Below are 291 nucleotides of genomic sequence, written 5' to 3'. Positions count from 1 at the left end.
AATACCCACCGGCATTGAGTACTTCCAGTTCGTAGACCGCTGGCAGGTATTGCTGGAGCGCTGCTTTGGCCACTTTCTTACCATTGATAGTGCAGTCATCGTCGGCCTGGGGATTGCACCACGCTTCCTTTACCTCAATATTTTTTGTGGGTTTAGTCATGGGATTGTTTTCAACCTGAGGCGCCGTATCGACAGGCTGGCCACGCGATGCGTTGGCATCTAACTGATAGGCGGCCATCGTATCTTTTACGTTGATCTGACTGATGCCGTGATCCAGTAAGAAGTCCCGAA

Annotated in this window: 1 pseudogene; it reads right to left on the bottom strand. The window is 50.9% G+C overall.

The annotated features are described in order from the left end of the window. A pseudogene (locus tag KW848_RS31465) lies at positions 1 to 291 on the bottom strand (hypothetical protein); the annotation flags it as partial.

The organism is Pseudomonas sp. PDM25 (genome assembly GCF_019219045.1).
Classification (GTDB): Bacteria; Pseudomonadota; Gammaproteobacteria; order Pseudomonadales; family Pseudomonadaceae; genus Aquipseudomonas.
This window is presented reverse-complemented; position numbering and strand designations above follow the sequence as displayed.